This window comes from Streptomyces sp. NPDC004629 (assembly GCF_042873595.1).
GTDB lineage: Bacteria > Actinomycetota > Actinomycetes > Streptomycetales > Streptomycetaceae > Streptomyces.
In genome coordinates, this window is the sequence record NZ_JBIALO010000043.1 from 1 (window position 1) to 25433 (window position 25433).

At 71.1% G+C, this 25433-nt stretch carries 19 protein-coding genes; 13 read left to right on the forward strand and 6 right to left on the reverse strand.

Features of this window, described 5'->3' with window-relative positions; all coding sequences use genetic code 11:
• The first annotated feature begins 509 nt into the window (after positions 1–509).
• The 3 genes from ACFYTE_RS38320 to ACFYTE_RS38330 all read left to right on the forward strand — a co-directional run bounded on the left by ACFYTE_RS38320 (position 510) and on the right by ACFYTE_RS38330 (position 3865).
• Positions 510–1748, forward strand: coding sequence for an amidohydrolase (locus tag ACFYTE_RS38320; protein ID WP_388720988.1), 1239 nt, complete (start codon positions 510–512; stop codon positions 1746–1748).
• Between the two features lie 321 nt (positions 1749–2069).
• Positions 2070–2663: a DUF5819 family protein gene (locus tag ACFYTE_RS38325; RefSeq protein WP_388720991.1), complete on the forward strand. Its 594-nt coding sequence runs from the start codon at positions 2070–2072 to the stop codon at positions 2661–2663.
• Positions 2660–3865 (forward strand): HTTM domain-containing protein, encoded by a 1206-nt coding sequence (locus tag ACFYTE_RS38330; RefSeq protein WP_388720994.1) that lies wholly within the window; start codon positions 2660–2662, stop codon positions 3863–3865. The genes ACFYTE_RS38325 and ACFYTE_RS38330 overlap by 4 nt, the downstream gene beginning before the upstream one ends.
• A 59-nt stretch (positions 3866–3924) precedes the next feature.
• Here ACFYTE_RS38330 and ACFYTE_RS38335 read toward each other — a convergent pair whose 3' ends face one another.
• Positions 3925–5244, reverse strand: a complete 1320-nt coding sequence (locus tag ACFYTE_RS38335) for an XRE family transcriptional regulator (RefSeq protein WP_388720997.1) — start codon at positions 5242–5244, stop codon at positions 3925–3927.
• A gap of 223 nt (positions 5245–5467) precedes the next feature.
• On the opposite strand from ACFYTE_RS38335, the gene tgmA reads away from it, so the two are divergent.
• The 4 genes from tgmA to ACFYTE_RS38355 all read left to right on the forward strand — a co-directional run bounded on the left by tgmA (position 5468) and on the right by ACFYTE_RS38355 (position 8199).
• On the forward strand, positions 5468–5695 hold the full coding sequence (tgmA, locus tag ACFYTE_RS38340; RefSeq protein WP_388721000.1) for a putative ATP-grasp-modified RiPP: 228 nt from the start codon (positions 5468–5470) through the stop codon (positions 5693–5695).
• Positions 5692–6669, forward strand: a complete 978-nt coding sequence (gene tgmB, locus ACFYTE_RS38345) for an ATP-grasp ribosomal peptide maturase (RefSeq protein WP_388721003.1) — start codon at positions 5692–5694, stop codon at positions 6667–6669. The genes tgmA and tgmB overlap by 4 nt, the downstream gene beginning before the upstream one ends.
• The gene (locus tag ACFYTE_RS38350; RefSeq protein ID WP_388721006.1) at positions 6666–7772 is read left to right on the forward strand and encodes a protein-L-isoaspartate(D-aspartate) O-methyltransferase; all 1107 of its coding nucleotides are present in this window, start codon (positions 6666–6668) and stop codon (positions 7770–7772) included. Before tgmB ends, ACFYTE_RS38350 begins: the two co-directional genes overlap by 4 nt.
• Positions 7773–7917: 145 nt before the next feature.
• Complete coding sequence (locus ACFYTE_RS38355; RefSeq protein WP_388721130.1) at positions 7918–8199, forward strand: type II CAAX prenyl endopeptidase Rce1 family protein; 282 nt, start codon at positions 7918–7920, stop codon at positions 8197–8199.
• Between the two features lie 14 nt (positions 8200–8213).
• Here the strand turns inward: ACFYTE_RS38355 and ACFYTE_RS38360 are convergent, their stop codons facing one another.
• A complete protein-coding gene (locus ACFYTE_RS38360) occupies positions 8214–9053 on the reverse strand; it encodes an SDR family oxidoreductase (RefSeq protein ID WP_388721008.1) in 840 nt (279 codons plus the stop codon).
• Between ACFYTE_RS38360 and ACFYTE_RS38365 the strand changes: the two genes are divergently transcribed.
• Both ACFYTE_RS38365 and ACFYTE_RS38370 read left to right on the forward strand, forming a co-directional pair.
• Positions 9042–10115 (forward strand): AraC family transcriptional regulator, encoded by a 1074-nt coding sequence (locus tag ACFYTE_RS38365; RefSeq protein ID WP_388721010.1) that lies wholly within the window; start codon positions 9042–9044, stop codon positions 10113–10115. The genes ACFYTE_RS38360 and ACFYTE_RS38365 overlap by 12 nt on opposite strands.
• A gap of 183 nt (positions 10116–10298) precedes the next feature.
• Positions 10299–12266 carry an Ig-like domain repeat protein gene (locus ACFYTE_RS38370; protein ID WP_388721013.1) on the forward strand — a complete coding sequence of 656 codons (1968 nt, stop codon included), beginning with the start codon at positions 10299–10301 and terminating at the stop codon, positions 12264–12266.
• 12 nt (positions 12267–12278) lie between these two features.
• Here ACFYTE_RS38370 and ACFYTE_RS38375 read toward each other — a convergent pair whose 3' ends face one another.
• Both ACFYTE_RS38375 and ACFYTE_RS38380 read right to left on the reverse strand, forming a co-directional pair.
• Positions 12279–13337, reverse strand: a complete 1059-nt coding sequence (locus ACFYTE_RS38375; protein WP_388721016.1) for a hypothetical protein — start codon at positions 13335–13337, stop codon at positions 12279–12281.
• 62 nt (positions 13338–13399) lie between these two features.
• A complete protein-coding gene (locus ACFYTE_RS38380) occupies positions 13400–14587 on the reverse strand; it encodes a PP2C family protein-serine/threonine phosphatase (RefSeq protein WP_388721019.1) in 1188 nt (395 codons plus the stop codon).
• 135 nt (positions 14588–14722) lie between these two features.
• Here ACFYTE_RS38380 and ACFYTE_RS38385 point away from each other — a divergent pair, with 135 nt between their 5' ends.
• Positions 14723–15163 carry a hypothetical protein gene (locus ACFYTE_RS38385; RefSeq protein ID WP_388721022.1) on the forward strand — a complete coding sequence of 147 codons (441 nt, stop codon included), beginning with the start codon at positions 14723–14725 and terminating at the stop codon, positions 15161–15163.
• Between the two features lie 383 nt (positions 15164–15546).
• Entirely contained in the window at positions 15547–16557 is a 1011-nt protein-coding gene (locus ACFYTE_RS38390; RefSeq protein ID WP_388721025.1) for a hypothetical protein, read from the forward strand.
• A 766-nt stretch (positions 16558–17323) separates the two neighbouring features.
• On the opposite strand, the gene ACFYTE_RS38395 is transcribed toward ACFYTE_RS38390, so the two are convergent.
• Positions 17324–19390, reverse strand: coding sequence for a PhoX family protein (locus ACFYTE_RS38395; RefSeq protein WP_388721028.1), 2067 nt, complete (start codon positions 19388–19390; stop codon positions 17324–17326).
• Positions 19391–20015: 625 nt separating this feature from the next.
• On the opposite strand from ACFYTE_RS38395, the gene ACFYTE_RS38400 reads away from it, so the two are divergent.
• Complete coding sequence (locus tag ACFYTE_RS38400) at positions 20016–21455, forward strand: VWA domain-containing protein (protein ID WP_388721031.1); 1440 nt, start codon at positions 20016–20018, stop codon at positions 21453–21455.
• A 178-nt stretch (positions 21456–21633) separates the two neighbouring features.
• Complete coding sequence (gene metG, locus ACFYTE_RS38405) at positions 21634–23349, forward strand: methionine--tRNA ligase (RefSeq protein ID WP_388721034.1); 1716 nt, start codon at positions 21634–21636, stop codon at positions 23347–23349.
• Positions 23350–23513: 164 nt separating this feature from the next.
• On the opposite strand, the gene aspS is transcribed toward metG, so the two are convergent.
• Entirely contained in the window at positions 23514–25277 is a 1764-nt protein-coding gene (gene aspS, locus ACFYTE_RS38410; protein WP_388721037.1) for an aspartate--tRNA ligase, read from the reverse strand.
• Positions 25278–25433 lie beyond the last annotated feature (156 nt).

Below are 25433 nucleotides of genomic sequence, written 5' to 3' on the forward strand. Positions count from 1 at the left end.
GGCGCCGCGACGAACCGCCAACTCACGCAACCTGACACAGCATCGGCAACACACTCACACCTTGACCGAGCCGCCTAAACGATCGACGTTGGCCCCTGGTCGGAGTGGACCGCCACTGGCCAGAATTCGGGGCCGTCTGGGACCCACGCCGTGGTCCCGCTGAACTACGGCGCCCCGCGCACCGCCGCCGACCTCGCCGCACGCGCCCGCCGCAGGCCGGGAACACACCCAGCGCCGCAGCGCTCGCAGCAGCCGTCGGCTCGCGAGTCCTGGCCGCCACCGGTGACCGGCGCGGCGCCCTGAACGCCGTCCGCGCAAGCCCGAGGAACGATCGAACAACTCGGCCGAACCGGGCTGGCCGACACCTGGTTCGGCTACCCGCCCAGAAGCACAGCGTGCACCTCTCCCAGGCATTCACCCGAGTTCGCGGATGTGCACCGTGTAGCGGAGCGTAACCGAGCCATTCCGGTCAGGTGGGGGAAACCACAGAACCGACCTACGCTGCTGTTGTGACCCCCGCCGCCCGCACTGCCCTGGACCTGACCGCCGACCTTCCCGTCCCCGACCTGGAGGACTTCTACCGGGATCTGCACAGGCACCCGGAGTTGTCCCGGCGCGAGCACCGGACCGCCGGCAAGCTCGCGGAGCGGCTACGCGCGGCTGGGTACGAGACGGCTGAGGGAATCGGCGGCACCGGGGTCGTCGGCGTACTGCGCAACGGCGACGGGCCGACCGTACTGCTCAGGGCCGACATGGACGCGCTTCCCGTCCAGGAGGAGACCGGACTGCCGTACGCGTCCCGGACGGACGGCGTCATGCACGCCTGCGGTCACGATCTGCACGTCACCTGGCTGGCCGGTGCCGCCGCCGCGCTGGCCGCGGGCCGGGAGACGTGGACGGGGACGCTGCTGGTACTGGGGCAGCCCGCGGAGGAGAACGGGCAGGGCGCCGCGGGCATGCTCGCCGACGGCCTGTACGACCGCTTCCCCCGGCCCGACGTACTGCTGGGCCAGCACGCGGCACCGGGTCTCGCGGGCCTGTACCCGCATGTGCCGGGGCTGGTGCTGTCCGCCGCGACGGACGTCGACATCGTGGTGCACGGGCGCGGCGGGCACGGCTCGCGGCCCGAGACGACGGTCGACCCGGTGGTGACGGCCGCCTACCTCGTCACCCGGCTCCAGAGCGTGGTCTCGCGGGAGATCGCCGCGCGGGAGCAGGCCGTGCTGACCGTCGGCCGTATCGAGGCGGGCGCCCGGCACAACATCATCCCGTCCGAGGCGCGCATCGCCCTGAACCTGCGGACCCAGTCGGAGGAGGTACGGGAGCGGATGCTGGCCGCGATCCGGCGCATCGCGCACGGGGAGTGCGTGGCCGCAGGCTGCCCGCGGGAGCCCGAGGTGACGCTGGGGGACAGCTTCCCGGTCACGGTGAACGACGCGGAGACCGACCGCAGGGTCGCCGCCGTGCACGGGGAGATGTTCGGCCCTGAGCGGGTCTTCGACCCGGGCCCGGCGATGGGCAGCGAGGACTTCGGCCGGCTGGCGCTCGGCTCGATCCCGTACGCGTACTGGTTCGTGACGACCACCCCGGCGGAGGTCTGGGAGCAGGCACCCGGCACGGACTTCTCGGAGAAGTTCCAGTCGGTCCCCAGCAACCACAGCCCCCACTTCGCCCCGGACCTCTCCACGATCGCCCCCGGCACCCAAACCCTGGTCGCGGGGGCCCTGACCTTCTTGTCGGCACCGTAGGCCGCGGCCTGTCCGTCCCCGGTCGACACTCCGGCGAACCCGAGGGACGATGAAGGGACGGGGCGCTTCCAGCCTTCTGTTCGCCGGCGGGATGACGCGGCGAGCGGAGTTCCAGGTGACGCGCCCCCGTCCGCGTCCAGGGCAACGCGCAATGCGGCGCGCAAGGCAACGTCCCGGGGCAACGTGGGGTGAGGCATGCGGCCCAGAAGTGACAGGCGCGCGCCGACCGGAGAAGCTGCGGGAAGCGTGGGCCACCGCACCGGATCGTCTTTGGAGCATGTCGACAGGGCGAGCCGTAAGCTCGGTCTCTCCTCTGTGTCGGTGAGCATCATCGCGCTCACGGTGGTGGGTGTCGTGGTCGCGGCCACCGCGCACCTGGCCATGCTCTTCCTCTACAACGCCCCCTCGAACTCCTTCTCCCAGCGGCACGCCGCGAACATCGACAAGTACGTCTCCCCCGAACTCGTACAGGAATGGCAGCTGTTCGCCCCCAATCCGCAATCGGTGAACACCCATGTGCAGGCTCGCACGAAAGTCCAGATGCCAGACGGACGTCTCACCGACACCGGCTGGGTGGACCTGACCGCGATGGATCAGAAGCGGATCGTGCACCATCCCCTCCCCAGCCACGCGCACCAGGACGAACTTCCGCACGCCTGGGCCAACTTCGCCGACTCGCTCGACACCGAGGGACGTCCGGTCGGCCTGTACGGGGAGCTGATGCGGCAGTACGTGCTGCGCATCGCCGCCCATCGTCTGGGACCGGAGGTCAACGGCGGCACCGTGCGGCTCATCCAGGTGCGCTCGGCCAACACACCGGTGGGAGAGCCCCCGTGGAGTGGTCAGCAGGCCGACACGCGGACCGGCTATGAGGTCCAACCGTGGTGGCCCGTCACGGCGGAGGACTTCAAGTGACCGCACACTCTCCACCGTCCCCGTCCCCGTCCCCGTCCGCCCGGCCGTCGCGTCGCATCGGCGCCGCTGTCAGGCGAGGTGTCGCGCGTATCACCGGCGATGCCATCGCGCCGTACCAGTCGGCCGTCGCTCGCATCGGCTTCTCCTTCACCTGGCTCGCCCTGCTGCTGCGCGAGTGGGTGCACCGTGACGAGCTGTACGGGGTGGACAGCCCGTGGAACTGGGCCATGGCCCGCGAATGGAACGCGACGAACCAGGCGTTCACCGTGCTCATGTGGCAGGACAGCCGATGGTGGTTCGAGATCGTCTACGTGGCGGCGATCGCCGCGTCGGTGATGCTGCTCCTCGGGTGGCGGACCCGCACCGCCTCGCTGCTCTTCATGATCGGCGTGCTGGCGCTCCAGAACCGCAACCCCTTCATGGGGGACGGCGGCGACAACGTCCTCCACCTCATGGCGATCTACCTGGTGTTCACCCGCTGCGGCCGGGTCTGGTCGCTGGACGCGCGACGTGCCGCACACGGCCGCGACGGTGGCCGGGACATGGTCGGGATCGTGCTGTGGGTTGTCCTCACCGCCGTGCTCGCCCTGGTCACCGGGCTGGGCAAACCGGACGCCGGCTGGGCGCTGTTGCTCTGGGGTTTCGTCCTCGCGCAACTGGCGTGGTGGCTGGTGCGACGCCATCGCCCCGGGGAGCCCCGCGCCGTCATGGAAATGGTCGGCAACGTGGTGCACGCGGGCGCGATGTTCGTGATCGCGGCCCAGGTGTGCCTCATCTATGCCGCTTCCGGCTGGTACAAGATCCAAGGCTCCCTCTGGCAGGACGGAACGGCGCTCTACTACGTGCTGCACCTCGACGACGTCACCCCGTGGCCCGCTGTGTCCCACGCCGTCGCCAGTAGCAGTCTGATCGTCCTGCTACTGACCTACGGCACGGTGATCGTCGAAGTCGCCTTCCCCTTCACGCTTTTCAACAGCCGCCTGAGAACCGTCATGGTCGCGATCATGATGTCCATGCACGCGGGCATCGGGATCCTGCTCGGCCTCCCCTTCTTCGCGTTGGCGATGATCGCCGCCGACGCGCTCTTCCTCCCCACCGCACTGCTGCGCCGGGCAGGCGACGGCGTGACGCGCACGGCCTCCCGAAGCCGACCCGCGCCCCCGACACCGCGACGCTCACCTTCCCGGACAGCAAGGCCCTAACGCCTGAACCGAAGCCCACCATCCCGCCTTCATGCACAGCACCGCCGGAGGAGACGGGCTCAGCTTGCGTGGACACGCTCCAGGAGATCGTCGACCCCGTCTGCACCGGCGTACTGCTTGAATCCGGGCGCGAGGTCGCGTACGAGGGCTACGCAGCGTGGGGCGCCGATCTTCTGGGCCAGGGTCAGCGACTGCATCGCGGCAGCTGCGGCCTGGTCGGCTTCGCCTGTCCGGAGGAAACTGCCGGCCTCGTAGCTGAGGAACACGGCCCTGGTCTTGTCTCGGGCGCCGGGGAGCAGAGCCGTGCCCTCCTCGATCAACGTGCGGGCGCGCTCGGGATCGCCGAGATCGAGCAGGCATTGCCCGGAGTCCACCAACAGGTCGGCGGGCGAGATCCACGCGCACCATGCCGGCGGTTCGCCCGCGGTTCGCGCCAGCTCTTGTTCGGCTGTGGCCAATGAGCGGCGGCAATGGTGTGCCTCGCCGAGCGCGGCCTGGGCACGGGCGAGGCGCAGGTGCAGCAGCGAGCGAGCGGCGGGGTGTTCCGTGCGCAGGACGGCGCTTTCCAGGATCTCCGTGGCGGTCTTCGGATCCTTCAGCCAGGTGGCCTGGTAGGCGAGGTCCGACATGATGCCGGCGCCGAGGTCTCGGTCTCCGGAGGCGTGGGCGCTGTGCAGGGCTCCGTGCCAGAAGCGGCCGGCCGCGGCGTGCTTGCCCTGGTCGAAGCGGTGCCAGCCGACGGTGGAAGACATGCGTGCCGCCAGGGTGTGCAGGCGCTGACCGACGGGTTGGGTGTAGGTGCCGCCGTCGATCAGGTCGGTGACGGTCGTCAGGTGGGCGTCGAGGAGCGTGCGCGTGTGCTGGCGCTGTTCGGTGACGAGGCCGGTGAGTTTCTGCCCGGTGGCTTCCAGCAGGTCGACGAGTTCGGCGTCGACGGGCTTGCCGTCCAGGGCGGCGGCCAGGGCCTGCGGTTCGGTGGACGCCCACTGGTGGGCGATGCCGACCAGTGCGGCGGAGCTGTAGGTCAGGAAGGTACGGCGGTCCATGGAAGTTCGCAGAGCCTCTCGAAGTGCGGGAACGGTGCTGTTGGGCCCGAGAGGTATCGAGCTGTCGCGTCCGGGCAGCCAGTGGGGCCAGCCGAGGGGGGCAACGAGGCGCTGGTCGATCTCGAACACGTCGGCGAGGAGCATCTGGGAGTCGTCATCGGGGGTGGCCCGGTTGTTCTCCCAGTTCCAGATCCGCTGCCGGTCCACGCCGGAGCGAAGTCCGCGCCGCAAGGCGGCCGTCCGCACCCGGCGGGCGAGTTCGGGCTGGGTCCATCCGCGCCCGGTCCGGGCGTGGGCGAGCGGGTGGCGGATCAGGTCGTCCACGAGGGCCATCCCATCATCCTGCGTGACCGGAAGCGTACTGCGCGTGGCGCGGGCCTACACCGGGACTACGCCCAACTCCTGTCCCTGGTCGAACTGTTGAGCTGTACTCCTGGCAGGTCCCCGCAACGGCTCCCCTACCGGGGGCGGAGCGGCCCGCAAGGCCCTCGTCCGACGCACCCGCGCCGGGCGAGACACGGAACAGTCCGAGCACCATCGCGAGGAGGAGGCAGACATGCCTACGGCAACGCTCGTCCCGTTCGGCGCCCGCGCCGAACGCACCCCGTACACCGTGACCCTGGAGGCGGGCTCGTTCGCGTACGACCCGGCTCGGCAGGTCAACGTGCTGACCGACGGCTCCGGGGCCCTGTGGAGCCGGTCCACGTATCTCGCCGGGAGTTGCACGAACACGAACTGGGACAGCAAGAACGACGACACGGCCGACCCGTACCTGATGCGGTGACCAAGCTCCTGTCCGGCGGCCCGGTGCTGGTCGTCACCAAGGAACTGGACCCCGCGGCGGACCTGGTGGTGGACGAGCTGACGATCCGGCGCGTGCCGGTGATGCGGTTCGACATGGGGGACTTCCCCCGGTCCATGGCCCTGTCCGTCGAGCATGTCGCAGCACCCTGGTCGGGGGTCCTGGCCGACGAGTACCGCTCCGTGCGGCTGGAGGAGGTGAGGGCCGTCTACTACAGGCGGCCCCGCCTTCCCGCCGTGTGCGAGCAACTGGCGGAGCCTCACCACACGTGGGCCAACGAACAGGCCCTGGCCGGCCTCCTCGGCATGCTGTACGCGCTGCCGGTGACCTGGGTGAACCGGCCGGAGGTCGACGGCATGGCCTCCCACAAGCCGGGACAGCTCCCGGTGGCCGCGGCGCACGGGCTCCACACCCCTCGCTCCCTGATCACGACGGACCCGGAGGCTGCCCGGAAGTTCTGCCACGCGGTGGGCGGCCGGGTGGTCTGCAAGCCGCTCATGGGCGGCCCGCTGGAGCACCCGGACGGCCGCCGCACCGGAGTCCCGACCCACCTGGTCGACCCCGACACCATCGACGACTCCGTGTCGCTGACGGCGCACCTGTTCCAGGAGTGGATCGCCAAGAGCCACGAGGTGCGGCTGACCGTCGTGGGGACGGAGATGTTCGCCGCGGAGATCCACGCGGGCAGCGACGCGGCCCGGGTGGACTGGCGTAGCGACTACGACGCACTCACCTACGACGTGGGCAAGGTACCGAACGACGTACGTGCGGGCGTGCTTGGCTGGCTGGAGCACTTCCGGCTCGACTTCGGCGCGTTCGACTTCGCCGTCACCCCCGCCGGCGTCTGGGTGATGTTCGAGTGCAACCCGTCCGGAGAGTGGTCCTGGATCCAGAACCGCACGGGCCTGCCCATCGCCGCGCACATCGCCGGCCTACTCGCCAGGGGACGACCATGACCATGCACACCGAGGAGCGTGCCGCCGAGCTGCGCGCGGCGCTCGCCGACGACCTGGAGGCCGGCGGCCGGCTCACCGACCCGGCGTGGCGCAAGGTGTTCGAGACCGTTCCGCGCCACCCGTTCGTGCCGGAGTTCTGGACCCTCGCAGGCGGCGAGCAGCGGCGCGTGACGTCCGCGGATCCGGACTGGCTCGACCTGGTGTACACAGATGACGCGCTGGCGACGCAGCTCACGAACAGCGTGGCCACCTCGTCCTCGACGGCTCCGGGGCTGATGCTCGTCATGCTCCAGGCCCTCGATGTCTCCGATGGACACCGAGTGCTGGAGATCGCGACCGGCACCGGCTACAACGCGGCGCTGCTGTCGGAGCGGCTGGGCAGTCACCAGGTCGTCACCGTCGAGGTCGACCCCGTGCTGGCGCGGCTGGCCGGGTCGCGGCTGCGGCGCAGCGGCTACACCCCGCTCGTCCGGGCCGGGGACGGCCGCGAGGGGTACCCGGACCGGGCACCGTACGACCGGCTCATCGCCACCTGCGGTTTCAGCACGATCCCGGCGGTGTGGCTGGAGCAGGTACGGCCAGCCGGCCTGATCGTGTGCCCCCTCGGCTGGGGCACGGTGCGACTGGTCGTGGCCGACGACGGCAGCGCCGAGGGCCGGTTCCTTCCCGCCGCCTCCTACTTCATGACCGTGCGCGACGCGGGCACCACCGGCGCCCCGGCCCACCCCGGCAGGCCGGAGGAGACGAGCGGCCGACTCACCGGCCTGGACCTGGCCACCGTCGCCGAAGACGAGGCGTTCCGCTTCGTCCAGTCCCTCGTCGCCCCTGACACCGCGTTCGCTTTCGAGCGCGCCGAGGACGGCAGCGTGACGGCCGTGGAGCTGTGGGGCGCTGACGGCGCGTGGGCACGCGCGGAGCACGGCAAGGCGCGGCAGGCCGGGCCCCGGCTGCTGTGGGACGCGGTGGAAGCCGCACACGAGCTGTACCTGGACAACGACCGACCCGGCCGGGATCGCTTCGGTGTGACCGTGACCCCCGAGGGGCAACGCACCTGGCTGGACTCTCCGAGCCGCCCGATGCCGAACGTGCCTGCCTCGGCCTGAGAGACCGGGTCAGGCCGCCTCGGCATAGAGGGGCGCCTCGAAATAGAGGGCCGCCTCGATATAGAGGGGCGCGCGCCACTCGATGAGCCGGCCACGGGCCACCGCGCTGCGGGCAAGCCGCCGGGAGCCGGGCGGTCAGGAGACGATGCGCTGGGCGAGCCGGTGGAGGGCCGTTTTCGCCGCGGGCAGATCGACGCGGTCGGGGAAGAGGCTGGTCAGTGTGCTCGTCGGCGGCGTGGTTTTTGCGATCGGGCGCGGCCTCGATCCGGTGCTGCCCGTCGCGTTCGTGGTCGGCGTCGTCGACGCCCTGCTGCTGCGGCGTACCGGCTCGGTGTGGCCCGGCGTCGTCGTCCACGGCGTCGACAACGCGCTCGCCATGTCGGTCCCCGTGAATCATCACGCCGGCGAGCAAGTGAGCCGCGACTGAATGGCCTTGCGTTGTCATCCAGCGGTGTACGTCGAAAGCGCCCAGTTGTTGTAGTCCTTCTCCGAGGTCTCCCGTCGCATCGAAGCCGCCACCTCGGTGTCCTCGCCGACCACGTAGCGAAGGTGCGTCGTGTTGTCCGACGCGGCGGTGACGATGGCGTCGGCCACCGTGCCTTCCGTTGCCAGCCGGTACGGAGAATCCTCCTGGAATCGGGCCACGATGCGGCGTACGTAGCCTTCGTAGGCGGGTGGGACGGGCACTGCTCGGGAGGTCTCGGCCGTGCGCTGTACGAAGTTGGTGTCCGGCACCAGGCCGGGCTCGACGAGCTTGACCACGACATTGCGGATGGCGAGTTCGTAGCGGAGGGATTCGGTGAAGCCCTCGACGGCGAACTTGGTCGCGGCATAGACCGACATGAGCGGCTCGGGCACGATGCCGGAGCCTGAGGACACATTGACCACACGGCCCTCGCCCTGCGCCGCGAAGTACGGCAGAACCGCGTGCGTGACCCGCATCATGCCGAAGACATTGGTCTCGAACAGTTCCCGCACGGCCGTCATGGGTGTGGCCTCGAAGACCGAGAGCAGCCCGGCTCCCGCGTTGTTGACCACGCAGTCCAGCCGGCCGAACCGCTCGACCGCCCGCTCGACCGCGGCGGCGACGGAGTCGGCGTCCCGTACGTCCATGGCACAGACCAGGAGGTTGTCGGCGGGTCCCTGCTGCCCTTGGGCACTCGGCTGCCGCGCGGTGGCGGCCACGTTCCACCCCTGTGCCAGGAACGACGCGAGCGCCGCCCTGCCGAAACCGGAGGAGCCGCCCGTCACCAGAACCGTCTTGCGCTGTTGATCAGTCATGTCTCCAGGGTGCGGCGGCACCGCGGGACTGTCTATCATCAATCGTCCGTCGATGATGAGCGAGTGTCCGACATGGCTGACCCTCTGGCTGACCTGATGCGCCTTATACGCCCTCATGCGGTCCTGTGGAAACGGATCGAAGGCGCCGACCGATGGGCGATCCGATTCCCCGCCAATAGCGACATCACCTTCGGGACGGTGACGCGGGGCCACTGCCTTCTCCTCGGCTGCGGCCCCGCACTCGAACTGGCCCAGGGAGACTTTCTCCTGCTCTCCGGGCCGCAGGCCGCCTTCACCTTCTCCAGCGACCCGGACACCGCACCCGTAGACGGTGAGATGCTGATGGCTCAAGCCCCCGACAAGGCGGTCACCGTCGGCGCCGGAGCCGGGCGCACCTGCCAACTGGTCGGTGGCCACTTCCTGATCGACGCAACCAATGCCCACCTCCTGCGCGCCCTGATCCCGGGCAGGATCCATTGCCGAGGCGCCGACCCCGGCACCGGACGCATCTCGCATCTCCTCGACCTGATCGGCGATGAGGCGGCTTCAGATCGTCCCGGCGCCGGCTACGTCCTCCCGCGCCTGGTCGAGGTGATGCTCGTCGAGGCACTGCGCGGCCATGGCCCTTCGGGACCGGAGATCCGTTCCGAGGGTCTGCTCAGCGGCTTGGCCGACCCACAGGTCTCAGCCGCTCTGCATGCCATGCACGCCGAAGTCCGCCGTCCGTGGACCGTGGCCGAGCTGGCGGCGACGGCGCACATGTCGCGCTCGGTGTTCGCGGAACGCTTCTCGGAACGGGTCGGCACCACACCGATGGAATATCTGCTGGCCTGGCGCATGGCGCTGGCCAAGGACGCTCTCCGCCGCGGCGACCAGACGCTCACCGGCATCGCCCATGCCGTGGGATACGGATCAGCGAGCGCCTTCAGCAACGCCTTCCGCCGCTCGACGGGCCTCCCCCCGGGCCGCTACGCCACCGCCCAGCGCACCCCCACGCCCCGAAACGCCGCCCACACCGGCGAGGATCCACACGGGACAACCCGTGGAGGAACAGAACGGTGACCACCTCGACGGTCGGACCCGGCGTCCGCGCCCTCGGCTTGGCGGCACCGGCCCTTTTGTCGGTGGCATGACCTAGTCGTCGGGCCCTAGTCTTCACACACACGCCACACCTGGCTCACAGACTGACCACAAGAGCCGGCACGTGGCGTCCACATCTCTTCGTTCCGGGGGGTTCGAATCAGCGTGCGTATGCGCACCCTTCCCGCCGCCACCGCCCTGGCGGTCCTGTTCAGTTCGGCGGCGCTCGCCGCCACCACTCCGGCGTACGCCGATTCCACCAGGATCCTGCCGGTCAGGTCGGCCGGCGACATCGTGGTGGACTCCGCCCACCAGCGGGTCTTCGTCAGCGATCCGACCGGCGGAAAGATCGTCGTCACCACCTACAGCGGGACCGTCGTGCAGCAGCTGACCGCCCTGCCGGGCGTCGCCGGCCTGGAGCTGTCGGCCGACTCGGCGACGCTGTACGCGGCGGTCGGCGGCGACGACGCGATCGTGGCCGTGGACACCGCGACCGGCACCGAGTCCGCCCGCTACGCCGTGGGCGACCAGCCGCGAAGCGTCGCCGTGGCCGGCGGCCGGATCTGGTTCGGCTACGGCGCCTCGGGCTACGGCGACCTCGGCTCGGTGGACCTGACGGGCGAGCAGCCCGTGATCACGCTGGGGCAGGCGACGCGCTCCTGGTACGGGGCGCCGATCCTGGACGCGGCCCCGGACTCGGGCGTGCTGCTGGCCGGCGAGACCGACAGCAGCCCGTCCTCGCTGGTCTCGTACGACGTCACCACGGGCGCCCCCGTGCGGCTCGCCGCCACCACCGCGGGCTCGTTCATCCGGGACGTCGCGGTCACACCGGACGGCCAGAACGTCATCACGGCCAGCGGATCCCCGTACCACCACCCGGTGTTCAAGACGGCCGACCTCACTCCGAACGGCAGCTACGCCAGCAACGCGTACCCGAACGCCGTGGCCATCGCCCCCGACGGCACGGTCGCGGCGGGCATCGACGGCTGGTACGACCCGGACGTCTACATCTACCGGCCCGGCGACACCACGGCGGTGCACGAGTACGACTTCCCGAACACGGGCGACACGACCGGCTCCGACGTGCTCGCCGACTCCGGCCTCGCCTGGACCACGGACGCCTCCCGCCTGTTCGCGGTGACGTCCAACAGCAACGACGTCTTCTCCCTGCGCGTGCTGACCAGCCCCACCAAGGCGGCCACAGCTGTCAAGGTCGACGCCCCCGCCACCGCGCCCCGCGCCAAGAAGCTCACCGTCAAGGGCAAGGTCACCTCAAGGGTGCCGCTCCCGGCCGGGTCCCCGCTGACGGTGACCCGCACCGACCTGGAGTCCCCGAGTGGCAGACAGCTGCCCCCGGCGACGGTGAAGGGCGACGGCACGTACTCCTTCACCGACACCCCGACGGTCGGCGGCAAGGTCACCTACAAGGTGACATACGCCGGTGACGCCGGGCACGCGGCAGGCTCGGGCAGCGACTCCGTCGACGTCTCCCGTGTCAAGCCGGCGCTGACCCTCACCAACAACGGCAAGGTGTATGCGTACGGCGCCGACGTGAAGTTCACGGCGCATCTCGGCACGACGTACAAGAACCGCAAGGTGGAGATCTGGGCCGACCCGTTCGGCGGGGACAAGCCGAACAAGCTGGTGAAGTCCGGCACGGTCAATTCCAGCGGGAACCTGTCCGTCACCCTGGACCTCAAGCGGGACACCAAGGTCACGGCGAAGTTCGCGGGCGACGCCCGCTACCAGCCGCGGACCGTGGCCAGCACGGTCGGCGCCCGGGTGAAGGTGTCCACGTCGGTCAGCGGCCACTACAAGACGAAGAGCACGTGGGGCCACACGTACTCCTTCTTCCGCAAGTCCAAGGACCCGCTGTTCACCACCACGATGTCGGCCTACCCGGGCCGCAAGCAGCGGCTCACGTTCCAGCTGTACTACAGCGGCCACTGGTACGACATCGGCACGGACTACTTCGCGCTCAGCTCCGCGGGCGTGTCCCAGGTACGGCTGGAGGGCACCCACGACACCGGCTGGCGCTTCAGGGCCCGCTCCTCCTACGTCAACGGCGGCTCCGGTGACACCGTGAACTCGACCACGCACGGCGCCTGGAAGTACTTCACCTTCACCAGCTGACGGACCGGGCGGTCAGCCCTGGGTCTGCAACTCCCGCAGATGCTGCCGGACATGGTCCAGGGCGCCCTGTCTGCGGCCCGGGACGCGATGGCGCAGGTCCGCGAGGGCGGGGCCGAGTTCCCGGGCGTGGGCCGCGTCGGCGATGCGGCCCCACTGGTGGTGGGCCCGGTCCACGGCCGCCTCCACCGCGGGCGCGTCGGCGGGCTGCCCGACGGCCAGCCGGGCCCCGGCCACGGTCAGCCAGGTGCGGCAGCTGCGCACCGCGTCGCCCGCGAACATCGCGAGGTCCGCGCGGACCTCGGCCCAGTGCAGCGCGCCCTCGGAACCCGGGCCGTGCGCGCGCACCGCGGCCTGCTCCCAGCGCGCGGCCAGTGCGTCCGCCTCGGCGTGCCGGCCGGCCTGTACGGCGGCGGCGATCGCGGCGTGCGGATCATCGCCCGCCGGGGCGGGCGCGGCCAGCAGGATGTTGCCGGCCGCCTCCTCGCCCAGCCGGGCCACCACCTGCTGGTGCAGCTGCTCAAGCGGCGGCCGGTGCCCGCTGCGCAGCACCGTCGCCACCGCCTTCATGTACGACGGCACGGCGATGGCGCGGCGGGCCGGGGGCGGCGCTATCCGGCCGTAGACCGGGTTGTTGCGGCCCGAGTCGAGCGGTGTGGTGCGCAGGTGCTGCCAGGTTTCGGCGTCCGCGTGCAGATCGACGACGAGGGTGGTCGCGCCGGACGGGCGCAGCCGCAGCTCCTCGCGGATCCAGTGCCAGGGGAAGGCGGTGTAGCGAACGGTCGCCGCGGTGGTGCGAGCCAGCGCCAGATGCGGCAGGCGCTGGCGCCGGTCGAGCTGGAGCTGGCCGGTGACGAACACGGTCAGCGGGCCGGGGGCCGCCGCGGCGGCGCGCAGCCGGGTCAGCACGGCCTGCGGCTCCAGCGGATCGGCGAGTTCGACCACGTTGGCGGTGTCCGTGCCCGCGAGCACATCGGGTGCGACGGCCGCGAGGACGGGGAGCACGGACGCCGCGTCGACCAGGCGCCCCCGACCCATCGGCGAGGCCGCGAGCAGCAGCACGGTTCCGGGCATCGTCCCTCCCCTGTCGATCACCTAGGGCAGCACGGTAACCGCTGCTGCTGCGCAGAAGGGCCTCAGGACGGCAAACGTCCCCGTACGGGAATCTGGGCGGGAGTCCAGCCCATCACCCGTCGTACCGCGAAAACCGTGGTGTCGTCCGCGAGATGACCGCCGGTGTGGCGGAGCGTGCCGCCCCGCACCACGGCCACCAGCCGCGCCGGCTCGGCCGTGCGCGGGTCCGCGGCCACCGCCCGGGTCACCTCCTTCGCCAGCGGATAGAACATCCCGGTCCCGTCCCTGGCCTCGGTCACCCCGTCGGTGACGAGCAGCAGGGTCTCCCCGGCGCCCAGCGCCACCCGGTGCGCCCGCGGCGGTCCGTCCGCGAACTCGCCCATGCCGAGCGGCAGATCGTCGCCGGGCGGGAGCAGCCGCACCCCGCCGGGGGCGACCGCAATCGGCGGTTCATGACCGAAGTTGACGATCTCCACGAAGCCCGACTCACGGACGGGGAAGCCGACCAGCACGGCGGTGGCGAACCGGTCACCCTCCTTGCGGCCGAGGCCGGCCGTGTACCGGCGGTGGCGCAGCATCCGGGTCTCCAGGAGGGCGGCCACGGCCGCGAGGTCCCGCTCGTGGTAGGCGGCCTCCCGGAAGGTGCCGAGCAGTGCGACGGCCGTGGCCACCGCGCCCAGGCCCTTGCCCTGCACATCGCCGACGAAGACGCGCGGGCCGTAGGGGCCGGGCTGGATGTCGTAGAAGTCGCCGCCGACCCGGGCGTCCGTGTCCGCGGACAGATAGACGGCCGCGTTCTCCAGGCCGGCCCAGGCCGGCGGCAGCTGACGCAGCACGGTGCGGCGGGTCGTGTCGACGGCGTCCCGCATGTGCAGCATGAGGCGTTCGGTGCGCAGCCGGACCGCGCACGCCAGGGTGGCGAGGACCCCGCCGAGGGCGATCAGGACGAAGTCGGGCAGGCCCGCCTGGTAGTGGCTCGGCCAGGCGGCGTCCACAAGGATGTACGCCAGCAGCGAGAGCACCGCGAACCCGGCCGTGGTCCACACCCCGCAGATCGCGGCGGCCGTGCCGGGCACGAGGACGATCCAGGAGATGATGCGGAACTTCTCGGTGGTGTTGATGTCGACCACGACGATCAGCCCGAGCAGCAGGAGCGGCACCACCCACGCCACGCCGAGCCCGCGGATCCGCAGCGGTTGCCGCGGCGGGGCGTCGTCGTCACCGCTCACGGCGTGCGGCCCGCCCTTCATGGACCTCAGACAAGCATGGGTGCGCACCGGCCGCATCCGGGCACCCGGCCCGTACGACTTGCCAGGCCCCCGGCCCAGGTGTGCGCTGGAAGCCCGGGGCGAAACCCGGGGGCGAAGAGGGAGAGGAGTGCTCTCATGGCTCATGCGGCACCCGCGTCCAAGGGCATGCCCCGCGAGGGCCGGACACCCGACGTCTTCGACGAGCGCACCCACGCCGTGGCCCGGCTGGCGTTCCCCGTCCTGCTCGGGCTGCTCTACGGCTACTGGGCCGCGGCCAACCGGCGGGACGGCGGGCCCATCACCGGCTCGAACCTGCTGTTCGGCTTCCTGACCGCGCTGGTGTTCGTCCTGGTGTACCTGGGCGTGCAGGCGCTGGCCCCGCGGATGCGGCGGGAGGTGCACGCGCTGCTGTGGACCGCGTTCGGCGGCATCGCGTTCGGCTTCCTGTACAGCCAGTCCGGGGAGTCCGCGCTGCGCTCCACCGGCATGTCACTGGCCATCGCCGCGGTCATCTTCATCGTGATCTTCTACCGCTACTACACCCACGAGGACGCAGAGGGCCACCGCATCCGCTGACCCCGCCTCCGGCGCGGGGCCGAAACGGACATGCGAGGTGCAGGCCCCCGCCGGGCGGGAACCACAGCCGAGACCGCCGCACGCCACCACGCCCAGGACCACCACAGAGCGGGGCTCAGTGCCGGCGCCGGGTCAGTGTGGCTCCGCCAGGGCCGGGCTGCGACCGGAACCGCTCCCGAAGCCGCGGCGGCGCGTCGCGGCCCGGGAGCGCCGACCCGATCGGGACCGTCGCCGCGTGCGGGGCGGTGCCGCCGTCGGGGCCCAACGACGGGGCCGTTGGTGGTGGGCGTCTGGTGGCGGTGGCGGGTTCGACACGGTCCGTGTTCCACCCGATTGCAGGCACAACGGTCGCCGTTCGGGGCCGGAGGCCGTTGCCTGGGAGGGTGCCCCCACGTCTCAGGAGCGCCCTGTCGGTGGCGCTGATCGGCCTGTCCTGCTTCCTCGTGCCGTTCGGTGCGCTGGCGGCCTGGGCGGCGTACGGTCTCACCGACACCGGCCGGTACGTCACGACGATGGCGCCGCTCGCCGCCGACCCGGACGTGCGTGACGCGGTCGCGGACACCGTCGGGGCCGGAATCATGCGCGAGGTCGACCAGAAGTTCGATGTCAGCCCGGTGCGGGGCGCCGTCGGGCCCTTTGTGCACGACGCGGTGCACTCCTTCACCCAGACCCGCGCCTTCCGTCTCGCCTGGGAGGAGGGCAACCGCGCCACCCACGACGCCGTACTGCGCGCGCTGCGCGACGAGGACGCCGAGGACGACCTGCTCGAACAGCCGGTCACCGTCGACCTCGCGCCCGTCACCGCCCAGGTCAAACGCCAACTCGCCGAGGACCACATGCCGCTCGCCGACCGGATCCCGGTCGAGCACACCACGTTCGCCGTCCTGCCCGCCCACGAACTGGCTCCGCTCCGGAAGGGATACCACGTGCTCGAAGTCGCCGGCTTCTGGCTCCCCGTGGCGGCCGTCGTCTTCGCCGTCGCGGGCATCGCCCTCGCCGTCCACCGCCGTCGTGCGATCACCGCGACCGCGCTCGGCACGGCCCTCGGCGGCGCCCTGCTCGGCGTCGCCCTCGCCATCGGCCGCCGTCTCACCCTCGCCGACCTGCCCGCCGACGTCCCCCAGCCGGCCGCCGGCGCCGTCTACGACGCCCTCACGGCCACCCTGCGCACGGTCTCCTGGCTGCTGCTCGGCCTCGGCCTCACGGTGGCCGTGGTCACCTGGCTGACCCGGAACGTACGCGCTCTGTCCCCTCGGCCGCGTGTCCTGCCGACCCGCCGGGACGCCGCCCGAACGCCGCGCCCCGCCGAATTCGACGACGAGCCCGTCCAGACCGAAGCCGGCGTCGGAGCAGGCTGGCCTCCGGGAGGCCCCACCGCCACCCCGGGAGCCTGACGACGGCAGACGTCGAGTCGGCGTTCCGGCCGGACGCCGACCCGGCCACGGGTGTCCGCAGGCGCCGCCGCCTCCACCGCGGCGTCTCGGTCATCCGCACCGAGTTCCGGCGCGCCCTGACATCGTCGCCGCCACGACGGCGACCCGGATGCGGATGCGGTACGGTGCCCCGCCCCCGTCCGCCGCCGAGGTCGACCAGGTGGTCCGCCGGCTCGGGGAGCGGCGGAGAGCGAGCGCCGGCTCAGGGAGCCGCGGAGGACGAGCACCGGCTCAGGGAACTGGCGGGCGCGTGCGCGGGCTCGGGGAGCCGGCGGACGGCGTGCGCCGGGCGGAGACGCTGATCGCGGCCCGGTACGGACCTCACCGGACCGCGGACGGCGTCCTGGAGCCGTTGCGCCAGGATGCCGCCGCGGCCCGCGCGATCGCGTCCCAGCACCGACACCGCCGAACCACCGACACCGCCCCGCGCCCCGCAAGACACCGACACCGCACCCCGCAAGACGCCGGCACCGCGCCGCCCCCGTCAAACGCCGACGTCGCGCCGCGCCAGACGCCGACACCGCGCCCGTCAAACGCTGGCACCGCGCCCCGCAAGACGCCGGCACCGCGCCACCCCCGTCAAACGCCGACGTCGCGCCGCGCCAGACGCCGACACCGCGCCCCCGTCAAACGCTGGCACCGCACCCCGCAAGACGCCGGCACCGCGCCGCCCCCGTCAAACGCCGACGTCGCGCCGCCCCCGTCGGACGACGAACGTCACGGCCCGTCAGACGCCGATGTCGCAGCCGTCCGCACGCCACACCGCGACCACGGCCGGCCGCACGATCTTCCCGGCCCCGTCCGGCCAGGCGCTCGCCGGCTTCTCCACGGACGCCCCGTCCACCTCGCCCGGGTGCTGCACGGCGACCAGGACGCGGCGCTCCTGGATGATCGGGCCGCAGGTCTCCGCGCCGTTCGGCATGGTCAGGAACTGCTTCAGCTCACCGCGCCGGTCACCCTTGGTGGCGACGCCGAACAGGCCGTCGTGCGTGCCGAGCGCGTTGCCGTCGGTGGAGATCCACAGGTTGCCGTGCGCGTCGAAGGCCACGTTGTCCGGGCAGGAGATCGGGCTCACCCGGTCCTTCGGGAAGCCCGCGAAGTAGGTGGCCGGGTCGCCGGGGTCACCGGCGACCAGGAACACCGACCAGCCGAAGGAGGTGGCGTCGGCCCGGTTGCCCCGCTCGGTGAGTTCGAGGATGTGCCCGTGCTTGTTGTTGGTGCGCGGGTTGGCCTCGTCGGCGGCGGGGGAACCGGTCTTGCCGCGGTTGGTGTTGTTGGTGAGCGCGACGTACACCTTGCCGGACTGCGGCGACGGCTCGATGTCCTCCGGGCGGTCCATCTTCGTGGCGCCCGCCTTGTCACCGGCGAGCCGCGTGAAGACGAAGACCTCCTCCGCGCTCATGCCCTCGACGTGCGAGACGGCGCCGTGCGCGGTGGCGGTGGCCAGCGGGATCCAGGTGCCGCGGCCGTCGAACTCGCCGTCGGCGGGGAGCGTGCCGCTGCCGTCGATCTCGCTCGCCGGGGAGTCACCGGTGAGCTTCGCGACGTACAGGGTGCCCTCGTCCAGCAGCGTCAGGTTGTGCTCGCGGGCGGAACGGCTGTTGCCGTGCCGCATCCGCTTGCTGCCGACGAACTTGTAGAAGTAGTCGAACCGCTCGTCGTCGCCGGTGTAGACGACGGGACGCCCGTCCGGCGTCATCCGCACGGTCGCCGCCTCGTGCTTGAACCGGCCGAGGGCGGTCCGCTTGCGCGGGGTCGACGTGGGGTCGTACGGGTCGAACTCGACGACGTAGCCGAACCGGTGAACCTCGTTGGGCTCCTGCGTGACGTCGAACCGCTTGTCGAAGCGCTCCCACTTGCGCTCGGTCTCGCCGGTGCCGATGCCGTAGCGCTTGTCGGTGTCCCGGTTGGCGTTGGCGAAGTACTGGTTGAAGTTCTCCTCGCCGTGCAGCGTGGTGCCCCACGGGGTGGTGCCGCCGGAGCAGTTGTTGAGGGTGCCGAGCACCTTGCGGCCCGTCGGGTCGGCGGAGGTCTTCAGCAGGCTCGACCCGGCGGCGGGCCCGGTGAGCCGGAACTCGCTGGTGGCGGTGATCCGCCGGTTGAGGTGGTGCCGGTTGACGACGGTCAGCCTGCCGCTCCTGCGGTCCTCCTCCACGACGACGGCCGACAGACCGTGCGCGGCCCAGGCGATCTCGACCTGCTCACGGGTGGGGTTGGCGGCGTCGTAGCCGCGGAACATCAGGATCTCGTCCGTGTACTCGTGGTTGGCCACGAGCAGCTGGCGGCGGTGCTCGCCGGGAACCGGCAGCAGGGCGAGGAAGTCGTTGTTGTAGCCGAACTGACCGGCCTGCGCGGCGGCCGTCTGGCGCTCCGGGTCGAAGGCGGGGGCACCGCGCAGGATGGGCTCGCCCCACCGGACGACGACGTTCTGCCGGTAGCCGCCGGGCACGGTGACCTGGTCGGCGGTGTTCGGGGCGACCGGTTCGAACCGCAGGCCGCGCGCGGCCCGGCCGGGTTTGACCGGCCTGCCCGGCTTGCCGTGCTTCGCGTCCACGGCGGCGGCCTGCGGGGCACCGGCGACCACGGCGGAGCCCGCGGCGGCGGCCACCGTGACCGCGGCGGCGGCGCGCAGCGCGCCACGGCGGCTCAGGGCACCGGCGATGACATCGCCGACGTACTCGTTCGAGCTGGTGTTGGGCACCTCGTGGAAGCAGGCGTCACCACACCGGAAACGACAGGTCATGGCGGAACGCCCGCCCGAATGCGAGCCGATGATCGGCAGCAGATTGCGCATTTTGCTCTCCCCTTGCGAACCCTTGGTATGGGCGTGACGGTATGGGCAGGCGTGTGCGAGCGGACAGCCTCCAGATGAACGAAAAGTGAATCGCGCGGAGCCTCAAGGGGGTTGGGGAGCGAGCCGCCGACGCGCTGCCGCGCTCGGCCGTGGACCCTCGCCCCTGCCCAAGATCACCATCTGGGGCCGCTAACCTTACGTGTCCGTCCTGGCCAGGGATCGACGGCATCAACTCACGCGAAGGGTTGCGCACATGGGCATTCTCACTCTCCTGCGGAACGCATTCGGCCGATCACGCAAGGGGCCCACGGCCGCGGCAGAGGGTGCGGACCAGTTCCCCGCGCAGCAACTGCCTGCGGCGCCGGAGCCGGAGCCGGCGGCACAGGGAGCCGACCCGCAGCCGGCCCCCGCTCAGGTCCCGGAACCCCGCCGCTCCACCCCCTCGGAACACGACCTGGTAACAGCGGCCTTCGACAACGTCACGACGCCGCCTCAGGAGACCCCACCGACCGACGCGGCCGGATCGACAGACGGGGATGGGCCGCCCGAGGGCGCTGGTTCCGCAGACACGGCCGAACCGACGGCGGAGGCGACTGCCGCGACCGACGCAACCGGATCGGCGGACGTGGCTGAGGCGACCGACGGGGCCGAGGCGGCGCCGTCGGTGGCTGCTTCGAACACCGAAACCCCGCAGGATCCCGAGCCGGAGGCGACGGCGACGGTCACCAAGGCCGAGGAGGAGCCGGTCGCGATTGCGGCCGAGTCCCAGCCGGAGGCCGAGACGGACCCTGCCGCCACCCCGGAGGAACCGGTAGCCGCCGACGACGAGACCCGCACGGGCGGTGCCGCTGGGAACCCGACCGCCGAAGGCGAAGCCGAGACGGATGCCGCCACCCCGAAGGAACCGGTAGCCGCCGACGGCGAGGACGCCCCGGTGGGGCCACCCGCAGCCGACGACGACACCCGCACGGGCGGTGCCGCTGGGAACCCAACCGCCGAAGGCGAAGCCGAGACGGACACTGCCGCCGCCCCGGTGGAACCGGTGGCCGCCGACGGCGAGGACGCCCCGCTGGGGCCACCCGCAGCCGACAACGACACCCGCACGGGCGGTGCGGGTGGGAACCCAACCGCCGAAGGCGAAGCCGAGACGGACACTGCCGCCGCCCCGGTGGAACCGGTGGCCGCCGACGGCGAGGACGCCCCGGTGGGGCCACCCGCAGCCGACGACGACACCCGCACGGGCGGTGCCGGTGGGAACCCAACCGCCGAAGGCGAAGCCGAGACGGACACTGCCGCCGCCCCGAAGGAACCGGTAGCCGCCGACGGCGGGCCACCCGCAGCCGACAACGACACCCGCACAGGCGGTGCCGCTGGGAACCCAACCGCCGAAGGCGAAGCCGAGACGGTCGACGGCGCCGCAGAGACGGACGGCACCGAAAACGGCTCAGGCACAGCGCAGCGCCCCGCCGCGGCCGCCCTGGCGAACGCCAACCTCACCGGCACCCGAGCCAAGCTGTACCTCGTGCTCGACCGCTCCGCCTCCATGCGTCCGTACTACAAGGACGGCTCCGCCCAGGCCCTCGCCGAGCAGACCCTCGCCCTCGCCGCCCAGCTCGACCCCGAGGCCACGGTCCACGTCGTCTTCTTCTCCACGGAGGTGGACGGCACCGCGGACCTCACCCTCACCGACCACGAGAACAAGATCGACGACGTTCACGCGACCCTCGGCCGCATGGGCCGCACCAGCTACCACGCCGCCGTGGAAGCCGTACTCGCCCACCGCGAGAAGTCCGGGGCGGCCACCACTCCCACCCTCGTCGTGTTCCAGACGGACGGCGCCCCCGACGCCAAGACCCCCGCCACCCAGGCCCTCGCGAACGCCGCGAAGAACCACCCGTCCGTCTTCTTCTCCTTCGTCGCCTTCGGTGAGCACGACAACAAGGCGTTCGACTACCTCCGCAAGCTGAAGACCGGCAACGCGTCCTTCTTCCACGCGGGCCCCACCCCCCGCGAGCTGACGGACGCGGAACTCTACGAGGGCGTACTGGCCGGCTGGCGCCCGTAACCCCCGCCGGGCCACCCCGCCCCGGCCATCCCGTCCCGCGCCGCCCGCTTCCACCCCGTAGAACGGGAGGCGGGCGGCGCACCCATGTCGGCTACGATTTCAAGGTTCGTAGACGGACGAAAGCGACCCGCAAAACGGCCGACCGTCACCCCACGTAGCGACTTGGGAGCAGCCCGCGATGGCTCGACACCTCATCACCAGCGCCCTTCCGTACATCAACGGGATCAAGCACCTGGGCAACATGGTGGGGTCCATGCTCCCGGCGGACGTGTACTCCCGGTATCTGCGCCGGCGCGGCCACGACGTCCTGTACATCTGCGCGACCGACGAGCACGGCACCCCCGCGGAGCTGGCCGCCAAGGAGCAGGGCCTGCCGGTCGCCGAGTTCTGCGCCCAGGCGCACGACGCGCAGAAGGCGGTCTACGACGGCTTCGGGCTGGCCTTCGACTACTTCGGCCGCAGCTCCAGCGCGCAGAACGTCGAGATCACCCAGCACTTCGCCCGCAGGCTCAACGAGAACGGCTTCATCGAAGAGCGCGCGATCCGCCAGGTGTACAGCCCCGCCGACGGCCGCTTCCTGCCGGACCGCTATGTGGAGGGCACCTGCCCCCACTGCGGCTACGACAAGGCCCGCGGCGACCAGTGCGAGAACTGCACCCGGGTGCTGGACCCCACCGATCTGATCAACCCGCGCTCGGCGATCTCCGGCTCCACGGACCTGGAGGTCCGCGAGACCAAGCATCTCTTCCTGCTCCAGTCGAAGCTGGAGAGCGAGGTCCGCGAGTGGGTGGCCCGCCATGACAAGGACTGGCCGCACCTGGCGTCCTCCATCGCCCACAAGTGGCTGACCGAGGGCCTGCACGACCGCGCGATCACCCGCGACCTGGACTGGGGTGTACCGGTCCCGGCCGACACCTGGCCGGAGCTGGCGGCGGAGGGCAAGGTCTTCTACGTCTGGTTCGACGCCCCGATCGAGTACATCGGCGCGACGAAGGAGTGGTCGGACCTGGACCCGGAGAGCCGTGACTGGAAGTCGTGGTGGTACGACGTCGACACGGACGTCCGCTACACCGAGTTCATGGCGAAGGACAACGTCCCGTTCCACACGGTGATGTTCCCGGCCACCGAACTCGGCGTCCGCGAGCCGTGGAAGAAGGTCGACTACGTCAAGGCGTTCAACTGGCTGACGTACTACGGCGGGAAGTTCTCCACCTCGCAGAAGCGGGGCGTCTTCACGGACCAGGCCCTGGAGATCCTTCCGGCCGACTACTGGCGCTACTTCCTGATCGCCAACGCCCCCGAGTCGGACGACGCGTCCTTCACCTGGGAGCACTTCACGGCCACGGTGAACAAGGACCTGGCCGACACCCTCGGCAACTTCGTCAACCGTGTGCTGTCGTTCTCGAAGAAGCGCTTCGGCGAGCAGGTCCCGGCGGGCGGCGAGCCCGGTGAGGCGGAGACGAAGCTCGGTACGGAGATCGCCCGCCTGCTCGCCGAGTACGAGGAGCACATGGAGGCGCTCCAGTTCCGCAAGGCAGCGGCGGCGCTGCGCGCCCTGTGGTCGGCGGGCAACTCCTACCTGGAGGAGAAGGCCCCCTGGCTGGAGATCAAGACCGACAAGGACGGCGCGGCCCTCACGCTGCGCACGGCGATGAACCTGATCCACCTGTACGCGGTGGTCTCGGAACCGCTCATCCCGTCGGCGTCGGCCGCCATGCGCGCGGCCTTCTCCCTGCCGGACGACACGGCGGCCTGGGTCACCGAGGACGAGGCCCGCGCGCTCGCCTCGGTGCCCGCCGGCACCCCCTTCACCGTCCCGCCGGTTCTGTTCGCCAAGCTCACGGACGACGACCTGGAGACCTACAAGGAGCGCTTCGGCGGCGAAGCCGGGTAGCGAGCAGCGGCAGGGCGAGCGGACGCGAGCGGGACACCGGCGGCATGCGTCACCGACGGGGCCCACGGAGCCGGTGGGACGGTTCCGTGGGCCCCGTCTCGGCCTCCGGAAACGGCACAAGGGCCGGAAACCGACGGTGGTTTCCGGCCCTTGACGCAGTGTGACTACTTCGGCTGCGGCTTGCGCACCGACAGGTGCAGCTCCTTCAGCCGGGCCTCCTCCAGCTCGGTCGGCGCGCCCATCATCAGGTCCTGGGCGTTGCCGTTGAGCGGGAAGGAGATCGTCTCGCGGATGTTCGGCTCGTCCGCGAGGAGCATGACGATGCGGTCGACGCCCGGGGCGATGCCGCCGTGCGGCGGGGCGCCGAAGCGGAAGGCGCGGAGCATGCCCGCGAACTTCTCCTCCACCGTCTCGCGGTCGTAGCCCGCGATCTCGAAGGCCTTGAGCATGATCTCCGGTTCGTGGTTCCGGATGGCACCGGAGGACAGCTCGACGCCGTTGCAGACGATGTCGTACTGCCAGCCGAGGATGTCCAGCGGGTCCTGGGTCTCCAGGGCCTCAAGGCCGCCCTGCGGCATGGAGAACGGGTTGTGCGAGAAGTCGATCGCGCCGGTCTCCTCGTCCTTCTCGTACATCGGGAAGTCGACGATCCAGCAGAAGCGGAAGACGTTCTCCTCGAACTGCCCGGCACGCTTGGCGGCCTCGACCCGCACGGCGCCCATGATCTTCGAGACCTCGTCGAACTCGCCCGCGCCGAAGAACACGGCGTGGCCGGCCGCCAGCGACAGGCGCTTGGTCAGCTCGCCGACGTTCTCCTCGGTGAGGAACTTGGCGATCGGGCCGGACAGGGACCCGTCCTCGGCGACCCGCACCCACGCCAGGCCCTGGGCGCCCTGCGCGACGGCGAACTCGCCGAGCTGGTCGAAGAACTTGCGGGGCTGCGCGGCCACGTCCGGCACCGGCAGGGCACGCACGTGCTTGCCCGCGAACGCCTTGAACTCCGAGCCCTCGAAGACGTCGGTGATGTCGGCCAGTTCCAGCTTGGCGCGCAGGTCCGGCTTGTCGGAGCCGTACTTGAGCATCGCCTCGCGGAACGGGACGCGCGGGAAGGGGGAGGTGACATGACGGCCGCCGCCGAACTCCTCGAACAGCTCCGTCATCAGCTTCTCGATCGGCTGGAAGACGTCCTCCTGCTCGACGAAGCTCATCTCGACGTCGAGCTGGTAGAACTCGCCCGGCGAGCGGTCCGCACGGGCGTCTTCGTCGCGGAAGCAGGGCGCGATCTGGAAGTAGCGGTCGAAGCCGGAGATCATCAGCAGCTGCTTGAACTGCTGGGGCGCCTGCGGCAGGGCGTAGAACTTCCCCGGGTGCAGCCGGGACGGCACGACGAAGTCGCGGGCGCCCTCGGGGGAGGTGGCCGACAGGATCGGCGTCGCCATCTCGTTGAAGCCCATCGCCACCATCTTGTGGCGGATCGCGGAGATGACCGACGTACGCAGCATGATGTTGCGGTGCATGCGCTCGCGGCGCAGGTCCAGGAAGCGGTACTCCAGACGCCGCTCCTCGTTGACCCCGTCCTCCGTATTGATGGTGAAGGGGAGGGGGGCCGCCGCGCCCAGCACCTCGACCGCCCCGACCTCGATCTCGACCTCACCGGTCGGCAGATCCGGGTTCACGTTCTCTGCACCGCGCGAGACGACCCTGCCGTCGACCCGGACGACCGTCTCCTTGGAGAGCTTGTCCAGCGCCTCGTACGACTCGGTCCCGGGGCGGGCGACGAGCTGAGTGATGCCGTAGTGGTCGCGCAGATCGATGAAGAGGATGCCGCCCAGGTCGCGCCGATTGTGCAGCCAGCCACTCAGCCGAACGTCGGTGCCGACGTCAGAGGCGCGGAGCTCGCCGCAGGTGTGGGACCTGTACCGATGCATCGTCGTTCATCCAGCCTTCGCGGATCGGGGGCTCGTTTCACGTGAAACTCTCCCCAAGCCTACCGGGCGAGCCAAGACCGACTCCCCATCGTTTCGGAGCCGGCGACCGATCGATGGCCGCTGGCACTTTTCGATCACTTCTTCTTAGAGTGGGGC